The sequence below is a fragment of the Streptomyces sp. NPDC001941 genome (assembly GCF_040296945.1).
In the GTDB taxonomy this organism is placed as follows: Bacteria; Actinomycetota; Actinomycetes; order Streptomycetales; family Streptomycetaceae; genus Streptomyces.
In genome coordinates this window covers 76050-97011 of sequence record NZ_JBEOYE010000028.1, presented here as the reverse complement: position 1 = coordinate 97011, position 20962 = coordinate 76050, and the positions used below count along the sequence as shown (strand labels likewise).

At 72.9% G+C, this 20962-nt stretch carries 21 protein-coding genes; 9 read left to right on the top strand and 12 right to left on the bottom strand.

What is annotated here, in order from left to right:
• Positions 1–97: 97 nt before the first annotated feature.
• Positions 98–1492, bottom strand: a complete 1395-nt coding sequence (locus tag ABT160_RS20340) for a DUF4331 domain-containing protein (RefSeq protein WP_351649073.1) — start codon at positions 1490–1492, stop codon at positions 98–100.
• Between the two features lie 288 nt (positions 1493–1780).
• Here ABT160_RS20340 and ABT160_RS20335 point away from each other — a divergent pair, with 288 nt between their 5' ends.
• The 4 genes from ABT160_RS20335 to ABT160_RS20320 all read left to right on the top strand — a co-directional run bounded on the left by ABT160_RS20335 (position 1781) and on the right by ABT160_RS20320 (position 5945).
• Positions 1781–3352, top strand: a complete 1572-nt coding sequence (locus ABT160_RS20335) for an amino acid adenylation domain-containing protein (RefSeq protein ID WP_351649072.1) — start codon at positions 1781–1783, stop codon at positions 3350–3352.
• Positions 3352–4680, top strand: a complete 1329-nt coding sequence (locus tag ABT160_RS20330) for an FNR domain-containing protein (protein WP_502984270.1) — start codon at positions 3352–3354, stop codon at positions 4678–4680. The genes ABT160_RS20335 and ABT160_RS20330 overlap by 1 nt, the downstream gene beginning before the upstream one ends.
• Complete coding sequence (locus ABT160_RS20325) at positions 4668–5435, top strand: enoyl-CoA hydratase-related protein (protein WP_351649070.1); 768 nt, start codon at positions 4668–4670, stop codon at positions 5433–5435. Before ABT160_RS20330 ends, ABT160_RS20325 begins: the two co-directional genes overlap by 13 nt.
• A 132-nt stretch (positions 5436–5567) precedes the next feature.
• Positions 5568–5945: an ASCH domain-containing protein gene (locus ABT160_RS20320; protein ID WP_351649069.1), complete on the top strand. Its 378-nt coding sequence runs from the start codon at positions 5568–5570 to the stop codon at positions 5943–5945.
• Positions 5946–6070: 125 nt separating this feature from the next.
• Here ABT160_RS20320 and ABT160_RS20315 read toward each other — a convergent pair whose 3' ends face one another.
• The 6 genes from ABT160_RS20315 to ABT160_RS20290 form a co-directional block, all read right to left on the bottom strand.
• A complete protein-coding gene (locus ABT160_RS20315) occupies positions 6071–7768 on the bottom strand; it encodes an RICIN domain-containing protein (protein ID WP_351649068.1) in 1698 nt (565 codons plus the stop codon).
• Positions 7769–7804: 36 nt separating this feature from the next.
• Positions 7805–8281 carry a GNAT family N-acetyltransferase gene (locus ABT160_RS20310; RefSeq protein WP_351649067.1) on the bottom strand — a complete coding sequence of 159 codons (477 nt, stop codon included), beginning with the start codon at positions 8279–8281 and terminating at the stop codon, positions 7805–7807.
• Between the two features lie 86 nt (positions 8282–8367).
• On the bottom strand, positions 8368–9438 hold the full coding sequence (locus ABT160_RS20305) for an iron-siderophore ABC transporter substrate-binding protein (protein ID WP_351649066.1): 1071 nt from the start codon (positions 9436–9438) through the stop codon (positions 8368–8370).
• Between the two features lie 59 nt (positions 9439–9497).
• Entirely contained in the window at positions 9498–10313 is an 816-nt protein-coding gene (locus tag ABT160_RS20300; protein WP_351649085.1) for an ABC transporter ATP-binding protein, read from the bottom strand.
• A gap of 56 nt (positions 10314–10369) precedes the next feature.
• Positions 10370–11470, bottom strand: a complete 1101-nt coding sequence (locus tag ABT160_RS20295; RefSeq protein WP_502984269.1) for a FecCD family ABC transporter permease — start codon at positions 11468–11470, stop codon at positions 10370–10372.
• On the bottom strand, positions 11467–12561 hold the full coding sequence (locus ABT160_RS20290) for a FecCD family ABC transporter permease (RefSeq protein ID WP_351649065.1): 1095 nt from the start codon (positions 12559–12561) through the stop codon (positions 11467–11469). The genes ABT160_RS20295 and ABT160_RS20290 overlap by 4 nt, the downstream gene beginning before the upstream one ends.
• Positions 12562–12705: 144 nt before the next feature.
• Between ABT160_RS20290 and ABT160_RS20285 the strand changes: the two genes are divergently transcribed.
• Positions 12706–13326 (top strand): MSMEG_1061 family FMN-dependent PPOX-type flavoprotein, encoded by a 621-nt coding sequence (locus tag ABT160_RS20285; protein ID WP_351649064.1) that lies wholly within the window; start codon positions 12706–12708, stop codon positions 13324–13326.
• A gap of 86 nt (positions 13327–13412) precedes the next feature.
• Here ABT160_RS20285 and ABT160_RS20280 read toward each other — a convergent pair whose 3' ends face one another.
• The gene (locus ABT160_RS20280) at positions 13413–14042 is read right to left on the bottom strand and encodes a TetR/AcrR family transcriptional regulator (RefSeq protein ID WP_351649063.1); all 630 of its coding nucleotides are present in this window, start codon (positions 14040–14042) and stop codon (positions 13413–13415) included.
• A gap of 110 nt (positions 14043–14152) precedes the next feature.
• On the opposite strand from ABT160_RS20280, the gene ABT160_RS20275 reads away from it, so the two are divergent.
• On the top strand, positions 14153–14569 hold the full coding sequence (locus ABT160_RS20275) for a DUF4345 domain-containing protein (protein ID WP_351649062.1): 417 nt from the start codon (positions 14153–14155) through the stop codon (positions 14567–14569).
• A 114-nt stretch (positions 14570–14683) separates the two neighbouring features.
• On the opposite strand, the gene ABT160_RS20270 is transcribed toward ABT160_RS20275, so the two are convergent.
• On the bottom strand, positions 14684–15064 hold the full coding sequence (locus ABT160_RS20270) for a winged helix-turn-helix transcriptional regulator (RefSeq protein WP_351649061.1): 381 nt from the start codon (positions 15062–15064) through the stop codon (positions 14684–14686).
• Between the two features lie 143 nt (positions 15065–15207).
• On the opposite strand from ABT160_RS20270, the gene ABT160_RS20265 reads away from it, so the two are divergent.
• The 3 genes from ABT160_RS20265 (at position 15208) to ABT160_RS20255 (ending at position 18717) form a co-directional block, all read left to right on the top strand.
• Positions 15208–16047 carry an NAD(P)H-binding protein gene (locus ABT160_RS20265; RefSeq protein WP_351649060.1) on the top strand — a complete coding sequence of 280 codons (840 nt, stop codon included), beginning with the start codon at positions 15208–15210 and terminating at the stop codon, positions 16045–16047.
• 130 nt (positions 16048–16177) lie between these two features.
• Entirely contained in the window at positions 16178–18139 is a 1962-nt protein-coding gene (locus ABT160_RS20260) for a HEAT repeat domain-containing protein (RefSeq protein ID WP_351649059.1), read from the top strand.
• Between the two features lie 74 nt (positions 18140–18213).
• Positions 18214–18717 (top strand): GNAT family N-acetyltransferase, encoded by a 504-nt coding sequence (locus ABT160_RS20255; protein ID WP_351649058.1) that lies wholly within the window; start codon positions 18214–18216, stop codon positions 18715–18717.
• Here ABT160_RS20255 and ABT160_RS20250 read toward each other — a convergent pair.
• The 3 genes from ABT160_RS20250 to ABT160_RS20240 are packed head-to-tail and all read right to left on the bottom strand — an operon-like array spanning position 18698 to position 20940.
• On the bottom strand, positions 18698–19024 hold the full coding sequence (locus ABT160_RS20250) for a hypothetical protein (RefSeq protein ID WP_351649057.1): 327 nt from the start codon (positions 19022–19024) through the stop codon (positions 18698–18700). The genes ABT160_RS20255 and ABT160_RS20250 overlap by 20 nt on opposite strands.
• Positions 19025–19062: 38 nt before the next feature.
• Entirely contained in the window at positions 19063–19536 is a 474-nt protein-coding gene (locus tag ABT160_RS20245; protein WP_351649056.1) for a hypothetical protein, read from the bottom strand.
• Between the two features lie 6 nt (positions 19537–19542).
• Positions 19543–20940 carry a Hint domain-containing protein gene (locus ABT160_RS20240; protein WP_351649055.1) on the bottom strand — a complete coding sequence of 466 codons (1398 nt, stop codon included), beginning with the start codon at positions 20938–20940 and terminating at the stop codon, positions 19543–19545.
• Positions 20941–20962: the final 22 nt, after the last annotated feature.

The window sequence follows — 20962 nt, the reverse complement described above, 5'->3', positions numbered from 1 at the left end:
CCGGTTCACCGGGAGAGAGTCTTCACAGGGTGGCAGCGGGCCCGCAAAGGGCGCGTAAAGACCAGAACGCATCAAAGCGGCCAAGGCGTGTGGCTGGTCAGTGGGGCAGGGCGCGGTACGGGAACGTGCGCGTCGGCGCCTTGGCGGGCTTGTTGACCAGGCTCGGCGGGGTCAGCTTCTCGGTGGGGACGCCCCGCAGGCCGCCCATGATGATCCGCAGGTTGACCGCCTCGATGTCGTCTTCGAAGCGCCGGCCGTTGGGGAACCCCTGGGGGTCGCCGGCGAACATCGTGTACGGCGCGGGCTTCGCGGCGACCGGTGTCGACATGTTCAGCCGCAGCATCTCGGCCGGCCTGAGCCCCGCCGGTGCCGCGTCCTTGTTGAGGCTGTGGGCGTTGACCCCGGCCACGCCCCTGAAGACGTACGCGAAGAGGTCGTCGCGCGGTTCGGCCGGGGCCTTCGTGCCCGTCGACAGCTGTACGTTGCGCGCGGCGAAGGGCCTGCGGACCAGGTCGGTCAGGGTCGCCCAGTCCCCGTCGTCGTACGGCACGCGCGCCTGGTACTGGTCGGCAGTGCCCCCGGGGACGCCGATGACCGGGAGGCTGTCGGGCGCCATCGTCTCGACGAAGTGCGGCATGCCCATCCGGGACACCTGCACGTACGGGTCCGCGTCCGGGTCGTCGAGCCTGATCGAGCGGCGCGACGCCGTGGCCCAGATGCCGACCACTGGGTTGCGCGCCGGGTCCCCGCGCAGGGCGAGGGCCTTCTTGGGGACCTGGAGCGTCATCGTGCCCGCGTTGAACACGGCCGTGGGGTTGATCGACGGCGCGAACGGGATCGCGAGGCGCATCTTCACGTACAGCGCCGGATCGAAGAAGAACGAGTCCGCGATCTGCCCCACGTAGGTGCGGCCGCCGCCCGGGAGCGCCGCCGTGGCGTCCTTGCGCAGGGCGTCGTAGTCGGGCATCAGGCGTGCTCCCGCGTACGACGGCGCCACCGCGCCGCCGCCGACCAGGGTGCGCGGCGCCCGGCCGGGGCGCAGCTCCTGCAGCGTGTAGCGCTGGCGGAACACGACCGCCGGGTCCTCCAGCGAGCGCACGGGGCCCGTCACCGCGGCGACGGTCCCCTTGGGCCGGCGGTCCTCGGTGGTGAAGGTGTAGCGGTACGTGACGTCAGGGCGCCCGTCGCCGCTGGAGTCGGCGTGGATCTCGAAGCGGGTGTCCACGGCGTGCGGGTACAGCGCGAACGGGCTGCCCGGGAGCTGCAGGGCGTGGTAGTCGGTCGCGATCGTCACCATGGACGGGTCGTCGGGGCTGGTGAACGCGTACAGGTCGCTGCCGTCGATGGGCAGGTCCGCCGCCGTGGAGGGGGCGTCGACGTGGCTCGCGGCCCCCGCGCCGCCGGTCACCGGGCCCGCCAGCCAGCCCGCCGTCAGCACCGCCACCGCCAGCGCCGCCCGGCCCACCGGCCGCACGAAACGATCAGCCCTCACCCGACAACCCTTTCCCGAGCCTCCCGGGACCAGTGCCGGGATTTCAAGGAACACTGCACGTCACCGGCGTGATCACCGCCATTCCGGATAGGCCGTACGGACACCCGGAGCATCCCTCGGCGGCCCGTGCGGAGGGCCTTGCCGACCCATGGCGGAGGGCCTTACCGATCTATGACGTACGGCCGGTTTTCCTGTCTTTTTGACCTTTTCCTGGCTTTTCTTGTGCGCAACGCCACTTCGGCACAAGCGCCCGGAAAGGTGCCCGCCATGACCGGAAGGGTCCCCGCCATGACACGCAACGCCTTCGCCACCGCGCCCCTGAACCACCTCGCGCCGCACGACCGAGAACGGTTCCGGCGCTTCGGCCGCGGCCCCGCCGCCGCACCCGGGTTCCCGCTGGTCCACCAGGCCTTCGAGCACTGGGCGAGGAAACAGCCCCACGCGCCCGCGGCCGAGCACGCGGGCCGGGTCCTCAGCTACGCGGAGCTCGACCGCCGGGCCGAGCACCTGGCACGGCTGCTCGCCGCGGCCGGCGTCCGCCCCGGCGACCGCGTGGGCCTCTTCCTCCACCGCTCGCTCCCCATGGTGGTCGGCATCCTGGCCACCCTGAAGGCCGGCGCTGCGTACGTCCCCCAGGACGCCCGCATCGCGCCGCCCAGGCAACTGCGGCACGTCGTGGACACCGCCGGCATACGCGTCGCCCTCACCACGGCCGACCACCGCGACGCGCTCGCCCCGCTGGGCGTGCCCCTGCTGCTCGACGTCGAGGACGTCATGGCGACGACCCCACCGGGAGCGGCACCGTCCGCCCGCACCGCACCCGCCCCCTCGCCCGACACGGGCTGCTACGTGCTGTTCACCTCGGGCACCACCGGCACCCCGAACGGCGTCGAGGTCACCCACCGCAACGTCGCCAACCTGCTCCTCACCAGCCCCGGCGACCTCGGCATCCGGCCCGGCCACCGGGTCGCGCAGATCCTCAACATCGCCTTCGACATGGCCGCCTGGGAGATCCTGGGGACACTGGCCAACGGCGGCACCCTGGTACTGCGCGGCCCCGACATCGCCGAGTCGGTCCGCGACTGCCACGTCATCATCGCGACCCCGACCATCCTCGCCGGGATCGACCCCGACCGGACCCCGCGCGTGGAGGTCGTCGCCGTCGCGGGCGAGCGCTGCCCCGAGGCGCTCGCGGACCGGTGGGCGGCGCGGGCGGCCTTCTGGAACGGCTGCGGGCCCACCGAGGTCACCATCGTCAACACGCTCCACCTCCACCTGCCCGGCCGCCCGCTCACCATCGGCACCCCGACGCCCAACAACACCGTCTACGTCCTCGACCGCTTCCGACGCCCCTGCGCGATCGGCGAAGTGGGGGAGATGTGGGCGGGCGGCGACTGCGTCTCCACCGGCTACCTCGGCAACCCGCGGCTGACGGACGAGCGCTACGCGCCCGACCCGTTCCTCGGCGGCGGCCGCCGGATGTTCCGCACCAGGGACCTCGGCCGCTGGACCGAGGACGGCCGCCTCGAACCCCTCGGCCGCACGGACGACCAGGTCAAGGTCCGCGGCTTCCGCGTCGAACTCGACTCGGTCTCCGCCGTCCTCGAAACCGTGCCCGGCGTCGAGAGCGCCGCCACCGTCAAGGTCGGCGACCGCGACCTCGTCGCCTTCCTCACCGGTACGGACGTCGACCTGGCCCTGGCCCGACAGGCCCTGGGCCACTCCCTGCCGTACTACGCCATCCCCCGCGAACTGCGGCTCCTCGACCGGCTGCCCCTCACCGACCGCGGCAAGACCGACAAGGCGGCCCTGCTCCGGATGACCGCGGCGCCTCACCGCGCGCCCGCGCGGGCCGCCTGATGAGCGGCCTCGTGGCGACCCGTCCGGAACCCGCCGCACCGGTGGCCCTGGACGAGGTGCGCCTGCCGGAGAGGTCGGCGTGGTGGCGCCGGGTCGGCAAGCACCCCCGGGCGATGCACTACAACCGCCTGATCGCCCTCGTGTTCCTCGCGAACGCCCTCGTCCTGTGGCGGCACCTGCCGGACGCACCGACCCCGCGCACGCTCTCGCTCATCGCGCTGGTCAACTTCACCGTCGGCATCGTCATCCGCCAGCAGCACGTCGTGAACCTGCTCTTCCGGCTGGCCACGGCCGCGCCCGCCACCTGGCCGCTGCCGGTGCGCTGGACGCTCGCGAAGGTCTACCACTTCGGTGGCCTGCACGTCGGCGCCACGGTCGCGGGCACCCTCTGGTACCTCGCGTACGTCGTGACCGCCGCGCGCTCGGCGTCCGCACCCCTCCTGGCGATCACCTGGGGGACCTGCCTGTTCCTGGTCGGGATCATCGTGACCGCGCTCCCGCCGGTGCGTGCCCGGTTCCACGACCTGTTCGAGCGGACGCACCGGTTCGCGGGCTGGACCGTCCTCGCGGCGTTCTGGGCGCAGACCCTGGTGCTCGCGACCGCCGAGGCGGACGGCACCGGCTTGGGGGCCCGGCTGGCCGGCGACCCGGCCGTGTGGCTGATGCTCGTGATCACCCTGAGCGTCGCCCACCCCTGGACCCGCCTGCGCCGCGTCCCCGTGGATGTCGAACGGCCCTCCTCGCACGTGGCGGTGGTCCGCTTCGGACACCACACGCCCTTCCCTGGGTCCTCGACCGCGGTCAGCCGGTCCCCGCTGAGCGAGTGGCACTCCTTCGCCAACATCCCGGCGCCCGAGGAGGACGGCTTCCGCCTCGCGGTCTCCCGCGCCGGCGACTGGACGGGCCGGATGATCGACGAACCGCCGACCCACCTGTGGGTGAAGGGGATCACCACCGCCGGAGTGGCCAACGTGGAAGTCCTGTTCAAGCGCGTGGTGTACGTCGCGACCGGCAGCGGCATCGGCCCCTGCCTGCCCCACCTGCTGGCCCGCGAGGTGCCCTCGACCCTCGTCTGGTCGGCGCGCGACCCCCGCGGCACCTACGGCGACGCGCTCGTGGACGAGATCCTCGACGCGCAGCCGGCCGCGATCGTGTGGGACACCGCGGTCCACGGCAAGCCGGACATGGTCAGGCTCGCCTACCAGGCGTACCGCACCAGCGGCGCCGAAGCCGTCATCTGCATCTCCAACAAGAAGCTCACCTGGCAGGTCGTCCACGGCCTGGAGACCCGCGGCATACCCGCGTGCGGAGCGATATGGGACTCGTGAACATCCACCGGTACGACCGCGTCGCCCTGGTGACCCTGAACCGGCCCGAGGCGCTCAACGCCCTGAGCACCGCCCTCCTCGACGAACTCCTCGCCAGGACCCACCCCCTGGACCGCGATCCCGCGATCGGCTGCCTGGTGATCACCGGCAGCGACCGCGCCTTCTCCGCCGGGGCCGACATCAAGGAGATGGCGGACAAGACCTACGAACAGGTGGTGGCCGAGGACTACTTCGGCGGCTGGGACGAGTTCGCCGCCCTGCGCACCCCGAAGATCGCGGCGGTCGCCGGGCACGCGCTGGGCGGCGGCTGCGAGCTGGCGCTGCTGTGCGACACCGTCTTCGCCGCCGACAACGCCCGCTTCGGCCAGCCCGAGGTGACCATCGGGGCGATCCCCGGGATCGGCGGCACGCAACGGCTCACCCGCGCCGTCGGCAAGGCCAAGGCCATGGACCTCGTCCTCACCGGCCGCACCATGGACGCCGCCGAGGCCGAGCGCTGCGGGCTCGTCTCCCGGGTGCTGCCCCCGGACCGCCTCCTGCCGGAGGCGCTCGAAGCGGCCCGGGCCATCGCCTCGTACAGCGACCCCGTCGTCGCGACCGCGCGGGAGATGGTCGAGTACGCCCAGGAGGCGCCACTGGCCGCCGGTGTCCGCTACGAACGCCGCGCGTTCCACGAGCTGTTCCGGCTGCCGGACCGGGAGGAGGGCATGCGCGCGTACGTGGAGAAGCGCGCACCGCGCTACGAACGTGGCTGAAACCCCCCTGAACTGGCGGGAGGCGGGGACGGCCGTGCCGCCCCCCGGATCCCCTATCCTCACCGGAGGGCGACCCGCCGGCCGAAGGCGCCCGCGAGGGGATGATGACCGGTGTGGCCCAGGGTTGACGGCATGCGTTCGATGGAACTCGGCACGCCGGACGGGATCAGGACCCGGCTCAACTCCCTGGTCCTCGCGGGCCGCAAGACGACCACGACGGGTCTGATGGAGGAGTACGTCAAGGAGGCCGAGGGCCTGGAGTACCCCGGCGAACGGATGGCCCTCCTGGACGACCGGGGACAACCGGTCGCCGTCATCGAGATCACGGCCGTCGCGGTGACCTGCTTCGGCGAGGTCACCTGGGAGCACGCGCGGGCCGAGGGCGAGGGCGACACCACCCTGGAGGACTGGCGCACGGGCCACCGCCGCTACTGGGGCCGCCTGGGCACCGCGGTGGAGGACCACACCCCGGTGGTCTGCCTGGGGTTCCGGCTGGTCGAGGGGGAGTGACGGCGGCCGCGGCCCGCATGGGCCGCGGCCACCGTCACCGGGTGTCCCGAGGACCCGGCCCTGTTGAGAACGCCCGTGATCAGTACGAGTAGAACCCGCGTTGACGAGGCTCGTGATCGATACGCCTAGAAGCCGCGCACCACCCACTCCTGGACGTCGGCGCTCGGGTCCGCCTTCGACCACAGGGTGAGCCACACCCCGCTGGCCAGCGAGTTGCCCTTGGGCGTGATCGCCTTGCCGTGACCGTTGCTGATGGTGCCGCCGCTCGCGGCGAACTTCTGCACGTCGCTCGCCGGGTTGCAGGTCCACAGGGTCAGGACCGTGCCGTCCACGTCGGAGGCGTTGCCCTTGGGCGTCAGGCACTTGCCGCTCGCCTTGTGCACGATCAGCCCGTTGTCGAAGCGCCAGCGCTGGCTCTCCGATCCGGAGCACGGCCAGACGGTGACCGGCGTGCCGTTGTCCACGGCGTCGCCCTGGGGCGTGGCGCAGACGAAGCCGGGGCGGTTGTTGTTCGACATCCAGCCCCAGCCCCCGGCCTCCCTCCCCGCGTCGGGGTTGACGGAGAACACCACGCGCCGGCCCGACCCGCCTCCGTCGAGCGCCTCGTTGAGCCCCCAGAGGCGGTTCGCGTGGGGGTCCCACGAGAGGCCCTGCGTCAGGAACGGCGACTGGGTCAGCACGTGCGGCGCCTCACCCGGCTTCGCCACGTGGACGCAGGAGTAGAGCTTGTCGCCCCCGGGCCAGGTCGCCGGGCAGCTGCCGCTCATGAAGTACCGGACGCCGTCCGTGGCCGTGCCCTGCACGCCCCAGACGGGAGTGGTGTACCCGGTGGGGCGCGCGGCCACCTGGGCCGGCGTCCCCGTGGCCAGCGACGCGAGCGGCCAGTGGACGATGCGGGCGCCCGCGCCCGTCCGGTTCTCCACGGACACCAGGCTCGGCGAGGAGCCGGAGCGGTCGACGCTCAGACTGCTCAGGCACAGCTCGTTGTTGGACGGGCCGCAGGCCCGCGGGTTGCCGCCGGGGAACGCGGTGGCCGGTGTGTCGGTGACGGCCGTGCTGTTGGTGCTGTAGCGGGCGACGAGGGGCAGCGCCCAGCGGTGGTATCGCGCCGAACTCCGGCCGTCCACGCGGCCCGTGCCCGCGCGGGTGGTGTCGTCCATCCGCCAGATGTGCGAGAGGTCGTACACCTGGAGCTCGACGCCGTTGGCGACGAACAGCCGGTTGCCGTACCAGGCGACGCCGTCGGCGTGCGACAGGTACGACAGCGGCTTGAAGTTGCCGTTCACCGGTTCGACCAGGGCGATGTGCCCGTACGTGACCTTGTCACCGGTCGACTGCGCGAGCGAGACCCGCGTGTACTCCTCGTTGGGTCCGTTGTCGTACTTGCCGAAGTACCAGGAGGCCGCGTACAGGTGCTTGCCCTCGTACAGGCCGTCGGCGGTCGCCGCGTGGGCCCCGGCGAAGCCCTGGGGCATCCAGCCGCCGCTCGCGTCGTCGTACCCGGTCAGGTCGTCGTCCTGGTCCCAGCAGAAGCCGTCGGGGGCGAGGGCCCCGTTCAGCCCGGTCCCGTGGCACAGGCCCGGGCGGCCGGTGCGCCCGCCGAGGACCTCCGTCACGGAAGCCCTGGCGACTCCGGCCGCCTCGACGGAGGCGATCAGGCTCGACTTGTCGCCGTCGATGCGCGTGAGCTTCGCGTTGGTGCTGAAGGGGTCGAGGCCGGCGGCGGCCTGGGCGGGCTGGGCGGGCAACAGGACGGTGGCCGCCACCGTCGCGCCGAGCGCGAACCGGAGGAGGCGTCGTGTTCGTTCGAAGATCAGTTCCACCGACGCAGGATAGGCAGGCCTCGCCGAAGGCACTCGCTAGAGCTCCTTTCCGTACCAGACCTCCATGTACGGGCCCGTGCAGTACGCAGGGATCTCGGCGTACCCGTGCCGGGCGTAGAGCGCCCGCGCCTCCACCAGGTCCAGGCGGGTGTTCAGCACCATGCGGCGCGCCCCCAGCTCGCGCGCCCCGTCCTCGACCGCCCGCAGCAGCGGCCCCGCGCCGCCCCTGCCCCGGTGGCCGTGGCGCAGGAAGACCCGGGTCAGCTCGGCCCGGTCCCCGTCCAGCATCAGGAACCCGCCGCAGCCGACCGCCTCGCCCCCGAGCCGGGCCACCACGAACCCGCCCGTCGGCGGGACCAGCAGCTCCACCCCGTCGCCCGCGAGCCCCTCGTCGACCTCCGCCCCGGTCGCGGGCCGGCCCCAGTAGCGGCCGGCCACGTCCGCGTAGTAGTCGCGGCGCAGCGCCAGGGATTCGGGGGCGTCGACGGGCTCGGGGAGGAAAGTCCAGGTCATGCGGCCATTGTTGGGACCGCCCGCGACGGGCGCACGTGATTATCGCGGCGCCCGGGCCGGGCGTACGGGAGTCGGGGCCGGGCGGGTTACTTCAGTACCTTGGCGATCTCCGGGACGACCTTGTCCAGGGCGTACGAGACCGACAGCACCGAGTCCGTGGCGAAGGCGGTGCTCAGGTCCGACTTCGGGTCGAACACGAGGTCGTGCCCGGCCTTCACCGCGGGGATCTCCTTGTACAGGGCGTCGTCCTTGACCTTGGAGGCGGGCACGCCGATGGGGCCCACGACCAGCAGGTCGGCGTCGAGCAGGTCGAGGTCCTCGCGGGAGACCTCGATGAAGAAGGACTTCCCGGCCTTGGCGTCCACCTTGGGGTTGTTCGTGAAGCCGAGGCGCTGGAGGAAGTCGACGCGCCCGCTGCCCTTCACGTAGGCGCCGTAGCCGACGCTGGTGAGGGAGCCGGTGGTGGCGGTCTTGCCCTTGAACTCGGGGTGCGCGGCCGACGCGGTCTTGAACTTCTCCTCGACCTCGGTGATCAGCTGCTCGCCCTTGTCGTGCAGGCCCAGGGCGTCGGCGACCATCGTGGTCTGCGTCTCCCAGTTGGTCAGGTACTGGTCCCCGCCCTTCGGCACCCCGATGGTGGGCGCGATCTTGCTGAGGGTGTCGTAGCGCTTCTGGTCGCCGCTGGACTTGGTGTCGAGGATCAGGTCGGGCTTGAGCGCCGCGATCTTCTCGAACTCCGGCTCCAGCGTGCCGATCTTCTGCGGGCCCTTGGAGTACAGGCCCTTGGCCCACGGGCCGACGCCGTCCCCGCCGAAGGCCAGCCAGTCGCTCGCGCCCACCGGCTGCACGCCCAGGGCCAGCGCGGTCTCCGCGTCGCCCCAGCCGAGGGCGACCACGCGCTGCGGCTTCTTGTCGCCCTTGATGTCACCGAACTTGGTGGCGACCTTCACCGGGAAGCCGCTGCCGCCGCCGTTGTCGCCCGGGGAGTCGGACGCGGTGTCCTTGCCGCCGGTGGAGCAGGCGCCGAGGACGGAGGCCAGGGCCAGCGCGGAGACGAGGGCGACGGCGGCCTTCCCCCGGGAGCGGCGGGCGCGCGGCGTGGTGGTCTGCTGCGACTGGTGGGGCTGCTGGGGCGTGAGCGGGCTGATGGGAGCCATGGGGAAGCGGTACCTCGCGGTTCGTACGGTGCGGTGCTGGGCGGTATGGGTCGAACGGGTCAGTGCGTGCGGTCGCCCGTGCGGTGACGGCCGATGGGGACGATCAGGGGCGTGCCCGAGACCGGGTCGGTGATCAGGGTCGAGCTCATCCCGAAGGCGTGGGCGACCAGTTCCTCGGTGACCACCTCGGCGGGCGGCCCCTCGGCGATGACCTCGCCGTCGCGCATCGCGACGATGTGGTCGGCGTACCGGCAGGCGAGGTTCAGGTCGTGCAGGACCACGGCGATGGTGGTGCCGTGCTCCTGGTTGAGGTCGACCAGGAGGTCGAGGACGTCGAGCTGGTGGCTCACGTCCAGGTAGGTGGTGGGCTCGTCGAGCAGCAGGATGCCGGTGCGCTGGGCCAGCGCCATCGCGATCCAGACGCGCTGGCGCTGGCCTCCGGAGAGCTCGTCGACCGGGCGGTCGGCGAGGTCGAGCACGTCCGTGGCCAGCAGCGCGTCGGCGACGGCGGCGTCGTCCTCGGGCGTCCAGCGGTGCAGCCAGCCCTGGTGCGGGTAGCGGCCCCGGCCGACCAGGTCGGCGACGGTGATGCCGTCGGGGGCGACCGGGGTCTGCGGCAGGATGCCGAGCCGGGCGGCGATCTCGCGGGTGGGCGTGCGGTGGATGTCGCGGCCGTCCAGGAGCACGCTGCCCGACAGGGGGGTCAGCAGCCGGGCCATGGAGCGCAGCAGCGTGGACTTCCCGCAGGCGTTGGGGCCGACGATCATGGTGATGCGGCCGGGCGGTACGTCGAGCGTCAGGCCGCGCACGATCTCCCGCCCGTCGTACCCCAGTCGCAGGTCACGGGTGCCCAGGGTGGGGGTGCCTGAGGGCATGTCGGCGTCCTTGTCGTGCGGGTGCGTAGCGGGCGAGGGGGTCTGCTTCTCGTACGTCATCCGGTGCGTCCGCTCTTGTTCGTACGGGCGAGCAGCCACAGCAGGTAGGGCGCGCCGATCAGGCTGGTGACGACGCCGACGGGCATCTGGCCCGACCACATCAGGTGCTGGGCCGCGAAGTCGGCGCACAGGACGAGCAGCGCCCCGGTGAGGGCGGAGGGGACGAGCGCCGCGCCCGAGCGGGGCGCCAGGCGGCGCGCGATCGGCGCGGAGACGAACGCGACGAACGCGACCGGCCCGGCGGCCGCCGTGGCCACTCCGGCGAGCGCCACCGCGCAGGCGAGCAGCAGCGCACGGCCGCGCCCCACGGCGGCCCCGAGCCCGGCGGCGGTGTCCTCGCCCAGGCGCAGCGGCTCCAGGTCGCGCGAGGCGAGCGCGGTGAGCGGAAGCAGCACCAGCAGACAGCCGAGCAGCGGCCAGACCTGGGCGAGGCCGCTGCCGTTGAGGCTGCCGGTGAGCCACACCAGGGCGTTCTGCGCCTCCGCCACCTGCGACCGGGTCAGCAGGTAGGAGGTGATGCTCGACAGGGCGGCGCCGATGCCGATGCCGACGAGCACGAAGCGGGCGCCGGAGACGTGGCCCCGGCGGGCGAGGGCGTGGATGCCGGCGGCGGTGAGCAGGGCTCCGGCCAGGGCCGCCGCGGACAGCGGGACGCCGCTGAGGGCGAAGCCGAGCGAGCCCAGTACGGCGGCGGCGCTCGCGCCCTGGGTGATGCCGATGACGTCGGGGCTGGCCAGGGGGTTGCGCAGCAGCGCCTGGAAGAGCGCGCCGGCCAGGCCGAAGGCCGTACCCACGAGCAGGGCGAGCAGGGCGCGGGGCAGCCGGAGCTCGACCACGATGAAGTGCGTGCCGGGGTCGGCCGCGCCGGTGAGGGCGGTGACGACGTCGCGCAGCGGCACGTCGAGGTCGCCGACGCTCAGCGACACGCAGAAGACGGCGATGACGGCCACCGCCAGGACGAGCGGCACGAGGACGATCCGGGTGCGGCGCGTACGGCGCAGGGCGCGCAGGACGGCGACCGCTTCGGCGCGCGCGGCGGGGGAAGTGGCTTGGGCGCGCGTGGGGGCGCCGGTCGGGTGCGTACGGTTCTCGGTCACAGGCCGGCCGTCTTCCGGCGGCGTACGAGGACGACGAACGGGACGGCGCCGATGGCGGCGGTCACGATCCCGGCCTGGATCTCGCCGGGACGGGCGACCACCCGGCCGACGATGTCCGCCGTCAGGAGCAGCACGGGCGCCATCACCGCGCTGTACGGCAGCACCCAGCGGTGGTCGGGGCCCGTGCACAGCCGGGCGGCGTGCGGGACGACCAGGCCCAGGAAGGCGATGGGACCCGCGACGACGGTCGCCGCCCCGCACAGCAGGACCACCGCGACCGCGCACGCGGCGCGCGCCGGTCCGACCCGCTGGCCGAGCGCGCGGGCGAGGTCGTCGCCGAGCGCCAGGGCGTTCAGGTGAGGTCCGAGGAGCAGGGCGAGCAGGACGCCCACGACGATGAACGGCAGGGCCTGCCACAGGACCGCGGGATCGCGCCCGGTGAGCGAGCCGACCTGCCAGAACCGGTACTGGTCGAAGGACCTGGAGTCGGTGAGCAGCATCGAGGTGGTCAGGGACAGCAGCGCGGCGCTGGTGGCGGCCCCGGCGAGGGCCAGCTTGACCGGTGTCGCGCCGTCGCGGCCCATGGAACCGACGGCGAAGACCACGACGGACGCCACGAGCGCGCCGAGGAACCCGAACCAGATGTAGTGGGAGGGGTCGGTCATGCCCAGGACGCTCAGGGCGAAGACCACGGCGGCGGAGGCGCCCGCGTTGACGCCGAGGATGCCCGGGTCGGCCAGCGGGTTGCGGGCCACGCCCTGCATGACCGTACCGGCGAGGCCCAGTGCGACACCGGCGAGGAGTCCGGCGGCGGTGCGCGGGACACGGACCTCGCGCAGGATCAGCTGCGCCTTGTCCGTCGGGTCGGGGTGGAACAGCGCGGGCAGCACGTCCGCGGCCGCGACCCGTCCGGAGCCGACCATCAGGCTCGCCCACACGACGAGGGCGAGGACGACGAGGAGGCCGGCCAGACCGAGGGCGCGGACGCCCGCGGAGCGGGCGGCGGGGCGGCGGACGGGTGCCTCCGCGATGGGTACGGGGGCCGGGGGCGTCCCGGGGACCACGCTCCGGGCGTGGCGTTGTCCGGGCATCCACCTGCTCCTTTGCGGGGGCAGGCGGCAGCCGCCCCGTGCCGTTCGAATAGAGTAAGGCGACCCTAACAACGGCTTCCGGCCCAACTGGCGGGCTTTCGTCCCCACCTTGGGGACCTTGGACCCGACCGTGAGAGAGCGCTGATGTACGACACTCACCCGCCCGTCACGTCCCTGCCCTCCGCCCCCGCACCGGCTCCCGTCACCCCCGCACCGGCCCGTGCCACCTCCGGCGGTCCGTGGCGGGAAGTGCGGGACGAGGACGAGCTGGCGGCGCTCCTCGGCGAGCCGCACCCGATCGTCATCGACAAGGTGCACGGCGAGCTGACCGAGGGCGACCTCGACATCCTGGCGCGCTCCCCGCTGTGCGTCGTCTCCACCTCGGACGCCGACGGCAACTGCGACGCCTCGCCCCGCGGGGACGACGCCGGGTTCGTACGGGCACTGGGCCCGCGCACCCTCGTCCTGCCGGAACGCCCGGGCAACCGGCGCGGCGACAGCCTGCGCAACATCCTGTCCAACCCGCACGTCGGCCTGCTCCACCTCGTCCCCGGCAGCCCCGAGGTCCTGCGCGTGAACGGCCGTGCCCGGGTGGTCTCCGACGCGCCGTTCTTCGACGACCTCGCCGCCGACGGCAAGCGCCCGGCCCTCGCGGTCGTCGTCGAGATCGACGAGATATTCCTGCACTGCTCGCAGTCGCTGCGCCGCGCGGACCTGGGCTGGACCCGCACGCCGAAGGCGCGCGCGGGAAGCGCGGAGAACTGACGGGACGCCCTCGACCAGGGGGCAGGTCCTTGTGTTTTGCAGGGGAGGGTCAGGCCCTTACGCCTGTTTTGCAGGGGGGCAGGCCCTTACGCCCCCTCGCCGATCCCGTGCGGCGGCCAGTCGGGGGCCGGGTCCTCGGCGAGGAGGGGGCGGAGCGCGCCGAGCACCGCGCCGACGCAGGCGTCGCGGAGCTCGGTGCGGGTGCAGGTCTCGTGGGCGAGCCAGTCCACGCAGAGGACCTGGACGAAGACCAGCCAGCTCTTCAGCACGCCCGACACCGCGTCGCGGGTGCGGGGGTCGGCGAGGGGGAGCACGGCCAGCAGGCGTGTACGGAGCTGGTCCAGCTCGTTCGTCATGATCGTCTGGACCACGGGGTCGCCGACGAGCGTCCTGTTCGCGGCGAGGACGGCGTGGCGGTTGGCCGTGAAGTAGTCGAGGTGGACGTCCATGCCCTTGACGAGTTGCTCCACCAGCGAGTCGGCGGGGTCGAGCACGGACGCGTCGAGCAGCGCGTCCGCGGCCTGCTGGTACACGGCCGCGAACAGGTCGTGCTTGCTGGAGAAGTGCCGGTACAGCAGGGCGCGCGAGATGCCCGCCTCCTCGGCGATCTGCTCCATCAGGATGTCGTCGTAGGGGCGCGCGGCGAAGAGCCGCGCTCCGACGGCGAGCAGCTGGGCGCGGCGGTCGGCGGGGCTGAGGCGTCGGCGAGGAGGCACGGGCGCAGACTAGTTGACATGTGTCTACTAACGCACCCACTCTGGTGGACACAGAGGGACACGGGTCGACACGCACCGATCAGGCACCGCCGGGACAGCTCGGAGGGATCATGGCAAGGACTCTGCGCGTACTCGCACAGCTGACGGGATGGGCGTGCGTCGCGATCGGCCTGTCCCATGTCGCCCTGGGCAACGCCGCGATCCCGGGGGCCGGTTCGGCCGGGGCGACCGTCGACAGCTGGGGCCGGTTCATGGGAGCCGCCTTCGCCGGATACGGAATCGCCTGGCTGTGGGCCGCGCGTCAGCGGCCGGTCCCGGCACGTGCCGTGCAACTCCTGGCGGCGGTCTTCCTGTTGGGCGGCGTCGGACGGCTGATCTCGCTCGCCGTGCACGGCTGGCCGCACTGGTTCCAGGTCGCGCTCACCGTCCTCGAACTGGTCCTGCCCCCGGTCTTCTTCTGGCTGGCCCACGCCGAGGAGCGCGCGGTCGCGCGTACGGTCACGGCTCCCGCGACCCCGGCCGCCTGACCCGTACCGCTGAGCCGGCCGCCGACTGGTCGCTGAGTCCGAGTCCGAGTCCGAGTCCGAGTTCGAGTCCGAGTCCGAGACCGAGTTCGAGTACGAGACCGTGCCGAAGCTCGGTCAAGCGTCGGCCTCCACGTCGCGCGCGGCCAGGCGCTCGGTGATCCGGTCGAAGAGCAGCGTCAGCGGCTCGCTGACGTGCCGCCCGAACTCGGTCAGTCCGTACGTCACTTGAGGGGGCGTCGTCGGCTCGACCCGCCGCCAGACGAGGTCGTCCTCGACCAGTGCGCGCAGCGTCTGGGACAGCATCTTCTCGCTGATGCCCCGGATGCTCTCGCGGAGTTCGTAGAACCTCAGGTCGGTGCTCCGCAACGAGATCAGCACCCACACGCCCCAGCGGCTCGTCACATGGTCGACCACGTCGCGCGCGGGGCAGTCCGTGTGGAACACGTCATACCGCTGCTCGCCCTCGGCCCTCTTGAAGTGCATGCCTCCCGCCATGTCATGAACTTACCCCGAGGTATGGACTTACCAGAAGTGAGTCCGGCTTCCTACCTTCAAGTCCGCACCAGCGCACGGCGCGCAGTGCGCAACCCACAGCGCACGACGCACGCCACCCAGCGCATTCGGACAAGGAGCTGATCATGATTGTGGTGACCGGAGCGACCGGGAACACGGGCCGACCCCTGACGCGGGCCCTGGCTGCGGCGGGGCAGCAGGTGACCGCGGTGTCGCGGCACGCGGCCCCCGTACCGGCAGGCGTCCGCCACCTGGTGGCCGACCTGGCCGAGCCCACCACACTCGCCCCCGCGCTCGAAGGGGCGAAGGCGCTCTTCCTTTTGCTGTCCGGCGACTTGCACGCCGCCGGAGCCACCCCCGCTGACCTCATAGCCCAGGCCTCGGCCGCAGGCGTCGCGCGCATCGTCCTGCTCTCCACCCAGGGCGTGGCCACCAGGCCCTTCGGCCGCACCCGGATCGCGATGCGGGCCCTGGAGGACGAACTCAAGGCCTCCGGCCTCGAATGGGCCGTCCTGCGACCCGGCGGCTTCGCCTCCAACGCCCTGTGGTGGGCCGAGTCCATCCGTACGAACAGGACGGTGGCCGCACCCTTCGGGGACGTCGGAGTACCGGTCGTCGACCCGGTGGACATCGCGGAGGTCGCCGCGGCCTGCCTGCTGGAGGACCGCCACACCGGCAGCGTGTACACCCTCACCGGCCCCCGGGTGATCACCCCGCGCGAGCAGGCGGACGCCCTGTCCGCCGCCCTGGACACACCCGTACGCTTCCAGGAACTGACCCGTCAGGAAGCCAGGAACGCCATGGCCCGCACCATGCCCGCCGAACTCGCCGACGACACCCTGGACATCCTCGGCGCCCCGAGCCCGGACGAGGTCCGCGTCAGCCCGGACGTGCAGCGGGTCCTGGGCCGTCCTCCGCACTCCTTCGCCGACTGGGCCGCCCGCAACACGGCGGCGTTCCGCTGACGTCGGCGGGCCCGCGCGTTGCCGCACCGCCAAATTCGAGCGACAGGACGAGCGCCTTCCCGGATGATGACGCCCGGTGGCGGGACGGGCCGGTGAGGGCGGGGCGGAACGGGTGGGACGGGGCGGAGCGATGACTGCGGGACTGTCGTGGGAGGCCGTGGACTCCATCGCCTGGCGCGAGCTGGCGGGGTCGGTCCCGTACGAGGACGCCGCAGCGGTGCCACGGGCACTGCACCGACTCGCCCGTGCCGGGGCGCGAGCGACCGAGCGGGACTGCCAACCGCTCCACTGCCTCATTCCGTTCGGGAGCCGTAGCGCACCGGGCCTCGCGGCGGCCGCCCTGCCCTTCGTCGTGGCGCTGGCCTCCGACCCCGCCATGGGCGCACGCGCCCATCTGACCTGGTTGCTCGCGGATCTACGGGTCCCCGAGCTGGCGGGCGAGGACTGGACGGGAGCGCGGGAGTTGCTCGCGGACGCCGACCCGGCCGTACGACGGGCGGCGATACCGCTCGTCGACGGGATCCCCGGACTGCTGGAGCGGTGGCGGGCCGAAGAGGACCTGTCCGTCCGCATCCCCTTGCTGCTCGCGCTCGGCGAGCTGGTGGCCGAGGAGACGGAAGCGGGCAGGGCCGGTGGCGCCGTGGCCGAGGCGCGGGCGGTCCTGGACGGGGTCCTGGCCGGGGACGATCCGGTGCTGTGGGCCGTGGCCGTGGACGCCTGTACGAAGCTCGACCCGGACCTCGTGGCGCGGGAGCTGGACCGGCTGGTCGACGTGCTCGCCGACCCCGGGCTGAAGTCGCGGATCGAGGACAACTGGTACGAGACGGAGTTCGACGACCCGCACTCCGTCGGACTGCTGCTGTGGGGGTTCTACTGGAGCCTGGCATCCGATCCCGGCACCCAGCTCTCCCTCGTCTCCCGGCTGCTCGACGCCGCACGCACCACCCGGGACGTGACGCTGTACCGGGTGGCCCTGGACCTCGCCTGGTGCGCGATGCGCGATCACGCCTCGGCGGAAGCGGCCGTGCTGCCGATGGCCGGAGCACTCGTCACCCACCCCGACTGCACGGTTCGGCAGCGGGCGGCGAACATCCTCGCCGTGCTGGGCCCGAGGTCCGCCCCGTACGCGGACGAGCTGGCCGCGCTGCTCGACGACGACTCGGAGGACCCCCTCCTCGACGGGTCGGTGCGCGAGTTCGCCCGCTGGGCTCTTACGCGCATCGGCGACCCGCGTGCCATGCCGGGGCTGGTCGCTCAGCTCTTGGCCCAGACGGAGGAGCAGGGCCGGGGTTACGGCATGGGGGATCCCAGGCGGCCCGAGGTGGTGGAGGTCCTGGTGCCCCTGCGCGCGCACGCGGAAGACCTGCTGCCCGAGTTGCGCGCGGCCATGGCGCAGGGCCGGGGCGTCGACGCGGTCCTGGAGGCGCTGACCGCATGGGGCGACGAGGCCCTGCCGGCCCTGCCGGAGCTCGTCGCCCTGCTCTCCGAGGACGAACGGACGGGCACCGTCGCCGCCGCTGCCCGCGCGATCGGGGCGCTGGGCCCGGCGGCGGCCTCCGCGCTGCCGGCGCTGAGCGCCCGCGAGCGACGGGAGGACGGCTGGCCCGCGTACGAGATCGCCGCTGCCCGCGTCCGCGTGGGCGGGGACCGCGAGGCAGCGGTCCGGTTCTTCGGCGAGGCGCTCCGCGCGCCCGACGGGTCCCGGGTAGGGGCGGTGGCCGCGCTCGCCGACCTCGGTCCCGACGCCGCGCCCTACGCGGCAGAGGTCCGCGGCGTCATGGACACCAGCACGGGCTGGTCCCGGCTCGAAGCGGCCGGCGCCCTGTGGTCGATCACGGGACGGGCCGAGCCCGGCCTGCGCGTGCTGGAGGAGTGCGTGCTGTCGATCGCCGAAGGCGATGACAGCTACGGGCTGTTCCGCGAAGCACTCCGCGCCCTCATCCGCGGGGGAACCCTCAGCCCCGCGATCCGGACCGCACTGGAGACGGTGCGGCAGTCGGACCGACGCCTGTCCGACGTGGGCGGCTACCCGATGGTCATCGACGACCGGGACATCCGCGCCCTCGTCGACCAGGCGCTCGCCTGTCCGTGATCCAGGCCGTCGCCCGTACATCACCACCGACCCCCGGTGCGAACAGATGGTCGACCCTGGGGCAGAGTGGGCCCATGGCTACGTACGAGACGATGGCGTATCACCTCGAGACCGAGCGGCTGGTGCTCCGCCCCTGGGCCGATGCGGACGCCGCCGAGTTCAGCGCCCTCCTCGGTGAGCGCGGCAAGGGCACGCCCACGGTCGAGCGGACCCGCAACTCCATCGCCGAGCTGCTCGCCGCGACGGAGACGACGGGCATCGCCCTGCTGCCCATCCAGCGCCGTGACGAAGGCGACTTCATCGGCTACTGCGGACTCATCATCGGCCGCTCCACGCTGGAAGAGCCCGAGATCGCGTACGAACTCTTCCAGCGCGCGCACGGGAACGGCTACGCCACCGAGGCCGCCGCAGCGGTGGTGCGGGCCGCCGCCGCGACTGGGCGTGAGCGGCTCTGGTCGACGGTCGGCACGTGGAACACCCCCTCGCTCCGGGTCCTCGAAAAGCTCGGCTTCGAGCACGACCACCTCTCCATGGAGGAGAACGGCGAAGTGGCCTGGCTCACCCGGGCGCTGCCCTGACCTGTCCCTGTACCGGTAGCTCTACTTCCTCCGTGGTGAAGCACAGGCCCGGCTCCCGTGCGCTCGGTCCCGCGTCGTACGGGGTGATCACTCCCGTGACCGCACGGCCTGTGGCCTCCAGGTGGCCGACCGCTTCGAAGTCCTGGAGGGCTGGGACCCCTGCTCCCCGACCGCCCAGGACCACCCGCGACACCGTGGCGATCAGCGTGCCCGCCACGGCGTCGCGCAGTTCGAAGCAGAAGGCGGGCGGTACGAAGCTGCGCAGTCCGTTGTCCACGACCCGTACCGGACGGTCGACCCGCGTCACTGCTTCACTCCCTTACGTCCTCACTTCACCCCTTCGCTTCACTCCTTCCAGCGCCCGTCCGGGCACTCCTCCGTCGCCAGCCGCGACTTGCGGTCCACGTCGCAGCCGCACAGTCCGCAGACCCCGGCGCCCCGACCGGCGCCGGTGAACCGGTGGGCGGCGCCGGGGTCTGCTGCCGTCAGGTGCGGACAGCCCCGGCACACCGAGAGCCGCTCGTCCCTGACGGCGTCCGTGGCGCGGGCGAAGCCGGAGCGGGCCCAGCGTGCGAGCGCCACCCCCGCCCGCGCCACCAGCTCGGCGTTCCCGAACGTGCGCTCCCCGGGCCCCCTCCCGGGCCCGAGGAGCAGCTCCAGCATCGCCGGATCGTCCTTGCAGGACTGGAGGTGGTGCAGGAAGAGCGGGTCCTCCGCGACGGAACGAAGGAGACCTTCGGTCACGAACTCCTCGGGAATCCCCAGCCGCCCCGCCCACGCGCCCGCGTCCCGCTCCTCGGCCTCGGCCGTCCGGCTCATCTCCGGCTACCCCGCACAGCCCGGCTTGCCCCGCAGGTCCAGGGCCGCGTAGTACGTCGCGACGCGGCAGGCCCCCTCGGGGTGGTTGCAGCCTGCGTTGCCGCCCGGCGCGGTGGGGCTGTCGGCGACCCCGAAGAACGCCGCCATCTGCGCGATCGCGGCGACGGCCGTGTTCACGTACGCCTCGCCGAACCACACCCGGCGCATCACGTTCCGCACGCCGAAGAAGTCCGCCTGCCCTTCGCAGGACAGGCCCCCGGGGAAGGTGGGCGGGCCGCCGTAGTGGTGGGACAGCTCGTGCGCGAGCACCAGCGAGATGCCCTCCAGTTCCAGTGCCAGGTCGCGCACCAGACCGCCCTTGATGTCCACGCGCCGCACCCCGTTCTCCACCCAGGCGTACGCGTTGACCTCGTTGCTCGCCCAGTCGAGGCTGTACGTCACCTCCGGGTAGAACGGCCGGTGCTGGCTGATCAGCGACTCGGTCCATTCGCGGGCCAGCGGGTCGTTGAAGGCCCGCTTGGGCGCCGACTGGCGGGCCCGGGCGACGTCGGGCGGCAGGAACGCGCAGGCGTGCGGCGGCACCTGGATCCGGGTGGCCTCCGCCGGTACGAAGGTGCCCGCGGCCACCGTCTCACCGGGCACGTCCACCGGTGCCGTGCGCACCGCGACCGAGCCGTCGAAGGTGGCGGGCAGGTCGGGAGCGGCCAGGCAGTCGCCCCCGTACCGCTCGACGTACTCCGGCGACCCCACGACCGGGAGCCGGTCGTGCGCCGAGCCGCTGAAGCCGGCGACGTCGGCCGTGCGCGCGTACAACTGCACCGTGTAGTCCGCGCTCACCACCCCGTTGGTGTTCAGCAGGTGCCCGGTGAGGTCCTCGCCCACGGGCTCCTTCGACGTGGCGGCGATGTGGTGGAAGCCCGCGATGAAGTCGCCGATGTGCACGCCCGTGACCGCGACCGGCGCGCCGTCCCGGCCCACCAGCCGGTCGCCGACCGCCAACCGGTCGGCGCGCTTGAGCGGCGAGCCCTCGTCGGCGAGGAGGAACAGGTGGTCGCTGGTCACCACGAGCACCGTCTCCGCGTACCGCACGAGGACCGCGAACTTCTGCCGCGACGGGCCGTCCGTACCGCCGCTGTAGACGACGGGGCTGGCCGTCCACGCCAGGTCGGCGCCCGCGGTCATGACCTCGTCCCCGACCACGTACGCCTCGATGGCCTTCGGTTGGCCGCCGCCGTCCTCCACGGGCGTGCCGAAGGCGAGGCAGGAGCAGGTACACACACAGGCGCCCTGGGCGTCCCGGGTCAGCACCGGGTGGCCGACGGGCCACCCCTCCTGCTTGCAGATCTCGTTGAGTTGCGCGTCCGCACCAGAACAGTGTGCGGAGTCGCACTGACGCAATGCCATGTCCGTCCCCCTTGCCGGAGCG

What these genes read in the sequence shown, in the direction of transcription:
- ABT160_RS20335 (WP_351649072.1), top strand. Translation starts at nt 1,781, where the DNA reads ATGACACGCAACGCCTTCGCCACCGCGCCCCTGAACCACCTCGCGCCG.
- ABT160_RS20330 (WP_502984270.1), top strand. Translation starts at nt 3,352, where the DNA reads ATGAGCGGCCTCGTGGCGACCCGTCCGGAACCCGCCGCACCGGTGGCC.
- ABT160_RS20325 (WP_351649070.1), top strand. Translation starts at nt 4,668, where the DNA reads ATGGGACTCGTGAACATCCACCGGTACGACCGCGTCGCCCTGGTGACC.
- ABT160_RS20320 (WP_351649069.1), top strand. Translation starts at nt 5,568, where the DNA reads ATGCGTTCGATGGAACTCGGCACGCCGGACGGGATCAGGACCCGGCTC.
- ABT160_RS20310 (WP_351649067.1), bottom strand. Translation starts at nt 8,281, where the DNA reads ATGACCTGGACTTTCCTCCCCGAGCCCGTCGACGCCCCCGAATCCCTG.
- ABT160_RS20305 (WP_351649066.1), bottom strand. Translation starts at nt 9,438, where the DNA reads ATGGCTCCCATCAGCCCGCTCACGCCCCAGCAGCCCCACCAGTCGCAG.
- ABT160_RS20300 (WP_351649085.1), bottom strand. Translation starts at nt 10,313, where the DNA reads ATGCCCTCAGGCACCCCCACCCTGGGCACCCGTGACCTGCGACTGGGG.
- ABT160_RS20290 (WP_351649065.1), bottom strand. Translation starts at nt 12,561, where the DNA reads ATGCCCGGACAACGCCACGCCCGGAGCGTGGTCCCCGGGACGCCCCCG.
- ABT160_RS20285 (WP_351649064.1), top strand. Translation starts at nt 12,706, where the DNA reads ATGTACGACACTCACCCGCCCGTCACGTCCCTGCCCTCCGCCCCCGCA.
- ABT160_RS20275 (WP_351649062.1), top strand. Translation starts at nt 14,153, where the DNA reads ATGGCAAGGACTCTGCGCGTACTCGCACAGCTGACGGGATGGGCGTGC.
- ABT160_RS20270 (WP_351649061.1), bottom strand. Translation starts at nt 15,064, where the DNA reads ATGGCGGGAGGCATGCACTTCAAGAGGGCCGAGGGCGAGCAGCGGTAT.
- ABT160_RS20265 (WP_351649060.1), top strand. Translation starts at nt 15,208, where the DNA reads ATGATTGTGGTGACCGGAGCGACCGGGAACACGGGCCGACCCCTGACG.
- ABT160_RS20260 (WP_351649059.1), top strand. Translation starts at nt 16,178, where the DNA reads ATGACTGCGGGACTGTCGTGGGAGGCCGTGGACTCCATCGCCTGGCGC.
- ABT160_RS20255 (WP_351649058.1), top strand. Translation starts at nt 18,214, where the DNA reads ATGGCTACGTACGAGACGATGGCGTATCACCTCGAGACCGAGCGGCTG.
- ABT160_RS20245 (WP_351649056.1), bottom strand. Translation starts at nt 19,536, where the DNA reads ATGAGCCGGACGGCCGAGGCCGAGGAGCGGGACGCGGGCGCGTGGGCG.
- ABT160_RS20240 (WP_351649055.1), bottom strand. Translation starts at nt 20,940, where the DNA reads ATGGCATTGCGTCAGTGCGACTCCGCACACTGTTCTGGTGCGGACGCG.